Origin of the sequence: Pedobacter sp. MR22-3, from assembly GCF_026240075.1 — a bacterium.
Classification (GTDB): Bacteria; Bacteroidota; Bacteroidia; order Sphingobacteriales; family Sphingobacteriaceae; genus Pedobacter.
On the sequence record NZ_JAPIVF010000001.1, the window covers coordinates 647,053 to 659,578 of the forward strand.

Annotated in this window: 10 protein-coding genes; 7 read left to right on the forward strand and 3 right to left on the reverse strand. The window is 40.4% G+C overall.

What is annotated here, in order from left to right; genetic code table 11:
• Positions 1–526 precede the first annotated feature (526 nt).
• The 5 genes from OQ267_RS02845 (at position 527) to OQ267_RS02865 (ending at position 4,802) form a co-directional block, all read left to right on the forward strand.
• A complete protein-coding gene (locus OQ267_RS02845; RefSeq protein WP_265834806.1) occupies positions 527–1,099 on the forward strand; it encodes a BfmA/BtgA family mobilization protein in 573 nt (190 codons plus the stop codon).
• An 18-nt stretch (positions 1,100–1,117) separates the two neighbouring features.
• Entirely contained in the window at positions 1,118–2,059 is a 942-nt protein-coding gene (locus tag OQ267_RS02850) for a DUF5712 family protein (RefSeq protein WP_265834807.1), read from the forward strand.
• Positions 2,060–3,179: 1,120 nt separating this feature from the next.
• Entirely contained in the window at positions 3,180–3,749 is a 570-nt protein-coding gene (locus OQ267_RS02855) for a Crp/Fnr family transcriptional regulator (RefSeq protein ID WP_265834808.1), read from the forward strand.
• Between the two features lie 229 nt (positions 3,750–3,978).
• Complete coding sequence (locus OQ267_RS02860; protein WP_265834809.1) at positions 3,979–4,440, forward strand: hypothetical protein; 462 nt, start codon at positions 3,979–3,981, stop codon at positions 4,438–4,440.
• A gap of 68 nt (positions 4,441–4,508) precedes the next feature.
• Positions 4,509–4,802, forward strand: a complete 294-nt coding sequence (locus OQ267_RS02865; RefSeq protein ID WP_265834810.1) for a hypothetical protein — start codon at positions 4,509–4,511, stop codon at positions 4,800–4,802.
• A 69-nt stretch (positions 4,803–4,871) separates the two neighbouring features.
• Here the strand turns inward: OQ267_RS02865 and OQ267_RS02870 are convergent, their stop codons facing one another.
• The 3 genes from OQ267_RS02870 to OQ267_RS02880 are packed head-to-tail and all read right to left on the reverse strand — an operon-like array spanning position 4,872 to position 10,569.
• Complete coding sequence (locus tag OQ267_RS02870) at positions 4,872–6,140, reverse strand: TlpA family protein disulfide reductase (RefSeq protein ID WP_265834811.1); 1,269 nt, start codon at positions 6,138–6,140, stop codon at positions 4,872–4,874.
• A gap of 23 nt (positions 6,141–6,163) precedes the next feature.
• A complete protein-coding gene (locus tag OQ267_RS02875; RefSeq protein WP_265834812.1) occupies positions 6,164–7,570 on the reverse strand; it encodes a RagB/SusD family nutrient uptake outer membrane protein in 1,407 nt (468 codons plus the stop codon).
• The gene (locus OQ267_RS02880) at positions 7,567–10,569 is read right to left on the reverse strand and encodes a SusC/RagA family TonB-linked outer membrane protein (protein ID WP_265834813.1); all 3,003 of its coding nucleotides are present in this window, start codon (positions 10,567–10,569) and stop codon (positions 7,567–7,569) included. The genes OQ267_RS02875 and OQ267_RS02880 overlap by 4 nt, the downstream gene beginning before the upstream one ends.
• Positions 10,570–11,076: 507 nt before the next feature.
• Here OQ267_RS02880 and OQ267_RS02885 point away from each other — a divergent pair.
• Complete coding sequence (locus tag OQ267_RS02885; RefSeq protein WP_265834814.1) at positions 11,077–11,604, forward strand: hypothetical protein; 528 nt, start codon at positions 11,077–11,079, stop codon at positions 11,602–11,604.
• 42 nt (positions 11,605–11,646) lie between these two features.
• Complete coding sequence (locus OQ267_RS02890) at positions 11,647–12,495, forward strand: hypothetical protein (RefSeq protein ID WP_265834815.1); 849 nt, start codon at positions 11,647–11,649, stop codon at positions 12,493–12,495.
• Positions 12,496–12,526 lie beyond the last annotated feature (31 nt).

Here is a 12,526-nt window from a genome sequence, read left to right on the forward strand (position 1 = left end):
AAGATCTTCTCGACCTCTACTTATCACAAATGTATCAGTGAGCTTCAGGTTTTTGGGTACATCTTTTACAGCCCGTCCTATAATCCTTTTCTTGGAAGCGAGGTATCCTGGAACCTGGAAAACGAAATTGTATTAGGTTGAATTTATCTTAAGATCGGGCTATGGCTTTGCAGGTTTTGACATAGTAGCGAAGCGTTTTGAGTTAGCGTTCTTAAATATTTCTTATGGGAGATCTAAAGGGAAGGATCTCCCGCTGGAAAACTTTGAGGGGTTATGCGTCATGCAAAAAGTCCTTTTTCATTTTCCAGAAAAAGGAGCAAGCGGAAGTTGGGCAGTGGCCCTACTTTCTGGCCTTACGATACCGTAAGGCCCGCTTGAAGAACCCTCCAGGGGTTCTTAGGGCCCGTTGGAGGGCCAAGGTAAAAGAAAAAGGAACCCCAGGCAGGGTTCAACATATCTGCATATCTATAGCATGGGTAGGCTATATATGCAGATATATAAATAATTAATTTAAGGATTAAAAGTTATGTCAACTGACCCGATCAATACAAAGGAAGAAACATTAAGCACGATAAAGTTCAACAGGCAGACTGCTCTGAAATTGGACAGGATCGTTTTAAAACTGGGACGTTCAAAGCGGTTGGTCTTCACGCAGATGGTGGATTATTTCTATAGGAGTAAAAAAGATCCGCTTGATTTCAATGATGAACTGTTAAAAAATATGCTGGTTAAAAACCATCAGAAGTACATCGGCTTCATCAAGGCACAGGAAGAGATGCTTCTCATTCCTGCCAAAATGGAGATGAGCAGAATATCCGAATCACAGCGGCAGATTATAGACCGTTTCAATAATGAAGTGCTGAAGCACAACGCGAATGTGCTGAATAATCAAAATGCCCTTGCAAATGCATTCGGTGAATCAGCAACGATTTTACATAAGATACTTGAAGGTCTTAATAGCAAGCAGGCTATGAAAGCACAGTTTGTCTTTATTCTGGAAAGCTATATCAGGTCAAGGGATGCGTTCGGCATGATGACTTCTGCCAGGGAAAAAGAAGATCTTATTGCCCTTACCAAAGAACAGATCAGATTACTATAGACAATTAAACTCAAGTTTATGTTTATCAACATTACGGACAATAAACAAACGGATAATAAAGCTAGCAGTAATGGCCTGGTTAATTATCTGGAAAAAGAGAACCGTATCCATAACAAAGAGCCTGAGTACTGGTTCAACGGAAGTCAAACCAATATTGAACCTTATGAGGTGCGGCGTAAGATCGATGGCAATATTGCTAAACTGGGAAGAGATGATGCTAAGTTCTTTTTGATCAACATCAGCCCCAGCCAGAAGGAAATAGCGTTTTTAAAACAGTGCTATGGAGAAAATGGGGCAAAATATCAGATGAAAGTATTTGCTGCCAGGGTAATGGATGCCTATGCGCAGAACTTTAAAAGGCCGGGTATTGAAAGCCATCTCGACCTGATCTGGTTTGGTAAATTGGAAAACTACCGGTATTACAGCCATAATGATCTTGAGGTCAAGCGGGGCATTAAAAAAAGAGGAGACCGTAAACCTGGAGATCAGATGCACGTTCAGATTATTGTCAGCCGGAAAGATGCAACCAATAAAATCAAGCTCAGTCCGCAGAATACCTCACGAGGAAAGAATGCCGAGCATTCAAAGAAAATGGGACAGTTTGACCGCGTAGCCTTTAAACAGAGTGGGGAAAGTTTATTCGATGATCTGTTTGGCTTCGACAGGCACCTGAACGAAACAATGGCCTATTCCAATACACTGAAGAATGGTACGCTTAAAGAACGCATAGAGATGAAAGTCCAGGAAGAACAGTTGGAATCAGTAGCTACTGAGACCAAGGAAGTAACGGCAGGTATGGAAACTTTGCCAGAACCTTATCAATCCCATACTGATTTTCTGCAGAATGAAGATAGCTATGTGTTTTCTCTGGATATAGATATCAAGGATGATATTGATGACGAAGCCATTAATGGGCGCAACCGCCACAGAAAGAAACAGGCGAGAACCAATACACGCTAGCAGATATTAGTAATGTTGAACCGCTAGTCTGGTATCCCCAGCGTACAACTTCCTTATGTAAATCCCGGCCGAATAAGCCTAGGCTGTTTTGGCATCTGAATCCAAATGAAAAAAGAATGGGATATAATACCAAGGGAGAAAAGCAAGACAGCAAGAGCAGGTTATGGAGCGTTTATATTAGTCTGCATTTACTTAATCTTGTTTTAAGAATATTAAATATTATCCCCCTCGCACATTTGCGGCCTGCGAACTGCTCCGCTCATTCCCCCATTTATTTCGCTTCTTGCATTTATGGTAAAATCTGGACTGGAGCAAAGAATACAAACGCCTTAAAAGTCATAATTGTAATTTCCTTCGTCACGGCTATTATGGGGTTTGGTGTAACCACACTTCAGATTCATCCCCTTTTTTTGCAATTCCGGTTATACCCATGTATGTTCAGGCAGAATTTCTCTGATTTCCAGGGATCTATGTTTAGTGATTAGGGATATTTGTCACCTCATTAGGCAATATTAGTAAACTTTTTTCAAGAAAAGCATGCCGAAATTTACTTAAGACTTCATGAAGAGTGATTTATGTGGAGCGGTTCATTTTCTGATCAAATGGTCAATCATTCCCTTTCAAGGCTGTTAAGGAGCCGAAATGGTATATTTTTAATCTTTTGTGATGATATGTTTTGAAATAATTGATAAGTGGAAATTGACTGACTTCGCATTTGTGAACGCTAAAACTCAGTTTATCCCGGTTGAAAAATTAATAAAATATTTTTTTTGACAGTTCGATATCAAAATAAGGTGTTCTTATTGATATCCTTAAAATATTAATTGAATTAATAAAAATTTAAAAAAAGAAGCCTGGGGGTTGCTTGGGGTTGCGAATTCAGCAACTTGACAGGTATTGCCAATAACTTGTTCTTTGTAAATGTAATCGGGAAATAGAAAATGCTGCAAGCCGGATGTCATTCACAGCGTCATGCACGCAATTCACATTATAAATGGTTCCTTCACATCATATTTTTGGATTAGCCATTCCGGATTTATATGTTTTAGGAATTGTGACAAATATGGAAATTGGTATCCAATGGATACTAATATAGATTTAACGAGTTAGAAAGGGTAAAATGGAAAGCCTTATTAATAAATTTAGAGCAATGCAGAATGCAGACCAGGGATTGATCACCCTGCTCTCAGGACTTTTTGTGTCCAGGTTTTTTAAAAAAGGCGCTATACTTTGCATGCCTGGGCAAGTCCTCCACGCGCTTCATTTTGTTGATCATGGACTCGTGCGCGGGTATTTTTCCCGCGGACGGGAAGAGCATACTTCATGGATTTTAGAAACCGGCTTCATCTCCCCGTCAAGTGGAGTCTTTTCCAGATCTGTCTCAACAGAGTATGTAGCATTTTTAAAAGATACCTGGGTTTATTCTCTCGACATGACCTTAGTTAAAACATTGGCTGAAAAGGAAATCCGTTTGAATCATTTGATCATGGAAATATGCGAAGAAAAGATGCAGGAGCGAATACAAACTGAAGAACTTTTGCGCATTGGTCACGCGGAAGACCGCTACCTCGCCTTTAGGCAATTCTATGAAAGGCTCCTCGACCTGCCCGTACATGACATAACCGCCTCCCTTATGAATATAGAGCCTAAGTACCTCTATAAGATCAAAAAGAAACACCTCCGCTCCTAAAAAATCCATTAGTATTTTTTGACACCATTTACGCTACAATTCCCGGTCAAAAGCCGTGAAAATTTAAACTGAAAACTACCAAAAAGCGGTAGAGTTCAAAACATTCATGTCCCGTAAATTTAGGTTGTTCGTTTCAGGAAGTTAAATCTTTCTGCAAGTGAAGGGATTTATGGGGAGTACCGGCGTGCTGACCCTCCGTTCCTGAGGGAGAATACCAGAAATATAATTTGTGAGGTCCCCAAGGTCGAGCCTGCAGATTATTCGTAAAGCCCGCGGTACTGGTAAGAAAAGCCGGGCATCTGGTATAGGGAACGTGGGTACAACGATAAAGTGCAAAACAATGGCAGGCCAGCGCCAAGGTTGCGCCGCTTTTCAAAGGGAAAACAAAAACCAGGATAAAGAAATGAAAATTTTAGATACAGCAAAGATAACACAGGTGCCCAGGATCATTTCCTTAATGGCCACACTTGCCTATATGGTAGTGCTGTTTATCGGATTTATCATTTACTTTATCATTGCGCTGATCCGGATTTATATCCATCAGTGCAAATTGGCCTTAGTGTATCCCCATGCTAAAAAGAGGGTTATCCACAGATTTACGCACAACCGTAAACATAGCCTCTTCGCGGTTATCCCGGATGATGCCAGCAACATTATCCGGGAAATGGAAACCATGATCATTATGTTATGAAATAGTTTCCGGCGAGGTCCGCCAAAGGACAACACCATTAAAAATTTCAATTCCTTAAACTAAAAACCATGAACAAGATGTTCAATATCAAAAGTATCGCTGTAGCAGTGGTACTTTCTCTAACTTCAATTGTAGGATTTAGCGCATTTACCGCGAATCCGGTTTCGAAAGAAAATAAGAGAGTAAATTATTATTGGTACGATCCGCAAACAGGCAACCTGCTTTCGGAAACGCCTAGCGAGGTTTCTCCTAATGGATGTCCCGATGAAGGATCAATTGAATGCGCAAGGGGTTTTCTAGCCCCAACCGATCAACCGACAACTGATACACCTGATAGAATCGTAATGAAACCGACTTTATAGAAGGTTAATCCGTTTGAGATGCACCAGAATAGTCTATTGACTTCTGGTGCATTTTTATGGTGTTTCAATTTATATTCCGTAAAGAACAAGAAATGGGAGATTTCTCTCTTCTTCTACCAATTCGAGACCGTAATGCTTGAGTTGTTTTCGAACACTTTCGATATCTTCAATTTTTCCCTTTAAATTTATGTCTACAAATCCTTCGTAGTCAGTTTCATTGAGAACTGGAAGGCTATATTTTGTTCCAGGGTATCCAACGGTGGCCGTAAAAAACTCTTGCAAAGTGACATGTTCCAGTTCGAAATCAGAATTGTCATCAACTTTATACCGGATCGCACGCTCCGTTTTTTTAGACTTAAGCTTGCTTTTATCAAATATCTTCAATACCAGCACAGGTGAATTCCTTTGCTCGATCTTTCCAGACAGAGAAAAAAACCTTTTCATGTCTTCCAGCATTGTTTCTTTTATCTGCTCCTCAGTTGCACCTTGCTGGAAGAGTTCATAGCAATAAGAATGTTCCTCTGACCATTTTGCAGTCATCTTATCTGGAAATTTATAGTCTTTGGCTTTTCCTTCCAAGATTATACGTCTCCAGTCTGAAAAAGTATTTTTCTTATCGCGAAGAGCAGCTATTAGAACAGTAAGAGGAATGGAATTAATAGACTGGTAGCCATTGATTTTTCTATCGATTGAGTCCCTGGTGAAACCACTCACTGAGGTGGTTCCTTTCACGTGTCGGGATATAATAGATGCATAACTAGGTTGCAGTGAGCTTTTGTTTAGTTGTTTCCATAATGGTAATGACCTTGAGAAATCTGTTTGTCTACTGGCTAAAGTAATTGCATTCTTTCCGAAATACTTTTTTAGGTTCTCGCTATTGCTGCTCTCGCCATCGGTCATATAAATAAAAGCCCCTTTTTCATCAATCCATATATGTGTCGGAACTGCCTGATAGGGAAATAACTTTTTCAGTTCACTGTTCCCTGCGACAATCGGCAAGGTGTTTTTTCGAAAAATCTCTGATTTCTTTTTTAGGGCCTCGACCTTTTCTATATTATCAGGTGTTACCATAACGACCTCGAGCTGGCCCCTGAATTCTTTTTGTAATGCCTCCATCTTAGGGATAGAGGCAATACAGGGAATGCAGCCTGTAGTAAAGAAATCAACAATAACGAGCTTACCTGTTTTATCGTTAAGATCAAATTTCTGCGTAGAACCCAGAATGTCAAGTGGTGCCAGCTCTGGAATCTTTGTCCCGATTTTAAGCGCTTCGGTTTGCTGTCCAAAAAGATCAGCAATAATTAATATTAATGCGATAGTTGATGATATTCTTTTCATTTTAAATTTTTTGATTTTCATAATTAATTATATCCAGGATTCTGGGTGAGCAGGGGATTCCGGGCTATCTCATTGAACGGAATAGGGTATAGGCTGTAGGTCGAAATCCAGCTGGGTTTGGTTTGCTTCATCACCATATCAAGTTTACCTGTTCTTTTCAGGTCAAGCCAGCGATGTCCCATTTCACAGAAAAACTCCCGTTGCCTTTCCTGTATAATATTTTCGATAAGTTCTTCCTGTGCTATGTTTGGATTTAAAACAGCCAACCCCTCTAGTCCTGCCCTTGACCTGATCAGGTCAAGGTCTTTGATTGCTGGCGACAGTTTCCCCTGATGCGCCAATGCCTCTGCCCTGTTCAGAATGACCTCGGCATAGCGGATGAACATATAATATTCGCTAATGGAACTTCCTGTTTTCACTTTGTACTTATAGGGATAATAATAGGTTGTTGCGGCGATAATGGCACTGTTGATCCAGTTACTCCTGCGTAGGTCTGTGGCAGAGAATATATTAAATAGGGAAGGATTCAACCGGTACTGGGGAACCGATCCGGATGCCGGTATAAAGTTGTTCCCATCCCAGGTATTTACTGTGGAAGTAGTAACCGCTCCGGTGGGAAGCAACTGAAAAATCGCCTCCCTGCTCCCCGCAAGAAAAACACTGTTCAGATTTTGAACCAAAGCATATTCGCGGGAGGACACTATTTCATCCGCCTCGGATGCGGCCTCAGCCCATTTCCCCTGATACAGAAATATTCTGGAGAGTAATGCTGTAGCGGCCCACTTATTGATTCTCACCCGGCCTGCCGAAGGGTAGCTCGCTTGAAGCAAGCCTTTAGCCTCTGTCAAATCTGATATAATCTGCGTATATAGTTCTTTTTCCGAAGTTCTGGCAATGACTGAACTCTGTTTGTAATCAATCGAAGTGACTAATGGGACAGGCCCAAAAAGGTTGAGCAGATAAAAATGATAGAATGCCCTGATAAACCTGGCTTCCCCCAAAAGTTGGGTTTTAACCGCCGTGCTTATGGAAGGATTGTCCTGTAGTCCTGCAATTATACTATTGGCCTGAAAGATTAGGTTGTACGCTTTGTTCCATATATAAGTTCCCAGCAAACTATTGTTACTAACCAGTGCATTGTTGCTGAATTCATCATAGGCTGCAACTGAGGAGCTGCGGGATATTTCACCTGCGGAAAGTCCAGGGTACAGGCTCAGTCCAAAATTCCCCACTGAACCGTTAAGGCCTGTCATATCCTGATAAAGTCCGAGCAGTGCAGCAGTGGCAGTTGCATCATTACTGAATACCTCCGCCGAAATAATACGGTCAGAAGGAGAGGAAACCTCAACAATTTTTTCGCACGAGGTACCGGTGATCATTAACACCAGTACAATGGATACCTGTATTCTTTTCGTTATTTTTTTCATCATAGTGTGGTTTGAATACCGATAGAGATGTTCTTTAATGGGCCTGTTCTGAGTAGGGTCTGTGTTTCGGGGTCTGCATATTTATACCCGGTGAGCACAAATAAATTTTGCGCATTCGCATAGAAACGCAGCCGCTCTAAGCCCATCTTCCCAGTTAGCTTCTTGGGAAGTTCATAGGCCAGTGAGATGTTTTTCAATCTTAGGTAAGAAGCATCCCCGACTTTAAAGTTTGATCCGTACAGCCGAATATTATTGATGGCGGAATAAGCTGCGGATCCGGCAGTTGCTGTATATTTCGGAAGCCCGGAACCAATGTTATCCGGTGTCCACCTGTCCAATGCAGCCAGTGGCTGATTGAACATGGTTCCGGGATAGGTGGCATTGCTGTACATATTTCCGATTACCGTGTTACCCAGTTGCTTTTTGAATTCGAACAAGAAGCTTAGGCTAATGCCTCCATAGCTGATCTCATTAGATAACCCACCATAGAAATCCGGATCCAGATTACCCAGGTTGGCATTTTTATCAGCAGAGAACACCGGGCTGCTGATCACGCTGCCATCGGCTTTCCTGAATTCGGGAAGCCCTGATGAAGCGTTGATCCCAGCAAAGTCAAAACCATAGATAATGCTGAGCGGTTGCCCGATGAGCAGATAGTTGTAGCTGGAAGCTGAAAGATTTTCAAAACCAACAAGCCTGTTTTTTGGGATGGTAAGATTGACAGAACTTGTCCACTTGAATTTTCCATTTGAAAAATTAGTACTTCCGATTTCAAATTCCAGTCCGCTGTTTTCTACGTTAGCCGGAAAGTTGACGATGATTGATGTGCCCCCTGTTTGCGCCGGAAGTGCGAAACTGAGCAACTGGTTACCGCTCCTATTGTTATAATAAGAAAGGTTAAAACTCAGCCTGTTCTTCAAAAATCCCAGTTCGATTGCTATCTCCAGTTTCTTGTTCAGTTCCCAGACATAATCAGCATTGGGCAGGCCTGTAGGATATAGGCCATATACGCCTTGAAATGATGTTGTCCTCGGTGAGTAAGTGTTCAGGTAAGCATAATCTCCGATTTTATCATTGCCTGTTAATCCGTAACTTGCCCTGAGTTTACCAAAGCTAAGAAACGATAATGTCCGGGCAACAAGAGGTGCCGCGGAGAATACATAAGCTGCCCCAAGGGCTCCGAAATTGGAAAACCTCCTGTTCGGGCCAAATCTGGAAGAACCGTCCCTTCTGCCAGTAAGATTCAAAATATAAGTATCCTTAAAATTCAGGTTTATCCGGCTGAATACGGCAGCATATTTATAATCTGCTGCAGAAGATGAAACTGTAGTGCTCGCAGCACTTGGAGAACCAAGTAGCAGGTCATTCGTATAACCAGTTGCAATGATTGAACTCGCTTTGTTCCCGTTCACCTGATAACTGCCTCCAACGAGTACATTTAGTTTAAAATCTCCCAGAGACCTGGAATAATCAAGCTGCGGCTCAATAATCACCGAGCTATAACTGGCATCCGAAAACGCAGAGGAACCTGTCGGATTCGTTGAGGGATCAAGTGAACTGATTGGGACCTTGCTTTCCTCACTACTTAAAAGCAGATTATATCCTAGGCTTGTCCTGAACTTCAGATCATTGGTAAATTTGTAACCTGCCTGAAGATTTGAGATCAGGTTTTTGGTAGTCCCCTGATATGTTCTTTGCAAATAAGCCAAAGGATTGTTAAAACTATAACCTCCAAATGACCAGTTCAACCTGCCGTTCTCATCATATAGACTTGGAAGATTCGGTGGAAGATTCAGATAGCCCGAGAGGTCGCTTGAGGTAAGGTTATTTTTGGTAGCCACAAAATTCCCAGATAAGGTAATATCGAACTTTTTATCTTTTGAGCTGTGCCCTATATTAAAGAGGGCTGAACCCCGGTTGTTGCCGAAATTTCCTGGTATTATTGCGCCTTGACGGTTGTAAGTGCCGCTGATAAGGAATTGTGTTTCTGCGCTTCCTCCAGAAACCGAGAGATTGGCATTGGTGCTATGTGAAGTCTTGTTCAGTAACAATTTTTTAAGGTCTGTGTACCGCGTAGTATCCCATACCAAAATATCATAGGCGTTGGCATTTGTCATTGCTACATTATCATTTCTGAACGCTTCTTTTCGCATAGAAACATAATCTTTGGTATTCATCCAGTCACTTGACCTGGTGATACTGCTCCAGCCATAATTGATGTTGGCATCAACTTTTGTCCGTCCCGCTTTTCCCTTTTTGGTCTGGATGAGAATTACTCCGTTTGATCCCCTGCTACCATAGATAGAGGTGGCATCCGCATCTTTTAGAATATCGATGCGCTCAATATCTTCCGGATTGATACTGTTAAAAGGATTTACTGATCCTGCGGCGTTTCTGCCAATTACACTCAGGTCACTGTTATTTGCCGCAAAGGGAATGCCGTCAATGATGAATAGCGGATCGTTTGATATCGCACTATTGATGGAGGTTCTGCCGCGTAACTGCACCTTTACAGCTGCTCCGGGAAGTCCGCCAGTAGATGTGACCACCAGGCCTGGTACTCTGCCGTAAAGTGCTTCAAGCGGATTGCTTACTGGTTGACTGGAAATTTCCTCAGAACTGATCTTTGCAGTTGATCCGGTATTTAGTCTTTTGGTGGTTGTACCATATGCGATCACCATCACATCATCAAGAGAGCCAGCTGACTCATTCAAGATGATCTCAAACGTTAATTTTGGCCCATAAGGCGTATCAACAGTCCGGTAACCGATACTGCTTATCCTAAGCATACCATCAGATCTGTCAACTGTAAAACTGAACTTTCCATCTTTATCCGTGAAGGTTATCCTTTCTTGTTCAGAGGCTTTAATGGTGGCTCCAGGAATAGGCTTTCCGGCTTTATCCCTCACGATGCCGGAGAGTTTTATCGGAACAGTTTGTGCATTAGCCCAAAAATTAAGGCATAGCAAAGCCATTACGACTATTTTTATCGTTTTTTTCATGAATTAGGTTAGTTGGTTTTAGAAGAGATATTCCTTAAAAAGGAGCAAAATATAAGGCAGGGAGCATCATTAAGAACCTATTTATCATTAACCATTAGGTTCCCTGCCTTCTTGTAAAAAGCTATTCTGGCGCGCAGATCACCAACGAGATGAGGTGATCGAAAAGGTGTGATAATTTGAAATTCATACTCGTATTGGTTATACGAGTCTTGCAAAATGCTTCCTTAAAATAGAAGTGGGTTTCCGCATACCGTAACTCCATTCAGTTCTCAGGCCTCACGTTGATACGGATTTACAGCAGAAACCCACTCTTATTTAGAAATGCTAAAATAACATAAACCATATAAGAAGTGGGCATAAATCTACTGTTTTGCATCAACGGCCTGAGATTGGAGCTGCAAAACTCTTATTTATACCTAGTTATTATAAATCAAACTTACATTATTAACATCAAAAAAAGAAATAAATTACCGTTTTTGTTGTCTTGAATGATTTGAGATTAGCTAAATGGCCAATTTAAGTCTCAAAATTATAACAAAAAATATCTTTAAATTATTGGATTACTCAGGACTAACAGACATAATGTTTGCAAACGTATTGGGTATTTCTGAAAAGCAGTTGAGATTAGTTAAATCTAATGAAGCTGAATTCAATATTGATAATATTAATAAAGCAGCTGAATTTTTCGCGGTATCAATAAATAAAATCAATAGTGAAGAGATTGAGATAGATGTTTGTTTTCGAGAAAAACTAGCATTAAAGCATAAAAACAATATCGAATATTATAGCCTCTTAGAAACCAGACCGACTTTGAGACATGCTATTAGGTTTACATTACTTGAAAATTCTAATTTCAAAAGCAATGGATTTACAATTGGTGAAATTCGTGATCTATTTCTTGAGCAAAAATGGAATTTTACAAGTGGATACATTTCGACAGGGATGGCTAGAAACAACGATTTGATTGAAATTGCAAGTAAAAAAATAATAAAAGGAAAAGAAGTGAACGTTTATAAACCTAGGAAGACTATCTAACATCACTACTCAAAACAATACCAAGATTAACAAAAGTACTCCATGACGTGGCAAGAATATCAGTTAGCAACTTCGAAGTTTTATGAAAAATTTGAAACTTTTGGAAATATTACACATAATATTCAAATCCCTGATAGATTGACTGGGCAACTTCGTCAAGTCGATGTATGGGGTGAAATTTATGTAGGAAGTCATACTATAACAATGCTTATTGACGCTAAGTTCAGAAAGATTAAATTAGATGTTAAAGATGTCGAAGAGGTGGAATCTTTGGGAAGAGCTGTAAAAGCAAACAAAATTGCCATCGTAACGAGTTGTGGCTGGACAGCACCCGCAGAGAAATACGCGAATTTGAGTGCTATAGATTTGAAAATCATGGATACAGAGGAAGCATTAGATCTAATATTAGAGGATAAATGGTTCATGTGTTACAATTGTGAGGATGAATGTGTAATAATGGATAGCGATGGTGTTATATATCAAGAAGACTCTGGTTTGTTTTTTATTTGGTATTCAGGAAAATGCAGAAATTGTGGAAATATTTACTTCTATTGTCCGGCCTGTGGAGATCGTAAAATTCTAGAAAAAAATGATAAATACGAATGTCGCTGCAATCATATTTGGAAAAAAAATAAGGATGAGTTAATGATTAAATTTAGAGGTTTTAAAGCTTTCCAGCGAATTGATAATAGAAGGAAAATACCAATAGAATTTTTGTATTGGATTAATGGATATACAAAAGAATACTGGGGAAGGTTAATTATATCAACAATCGCAATGGATACCGATAAGCAAAATACTCATTATTTTGCTATCGCTCCTGACGGAAGTTTGGTGAAACCTGATATGATGGATGACGATGAAGCAGTTTTCTTTTTTCCAGTAATCTAATGTCTTTTGTGGTGAATATGTTAATGTTGAA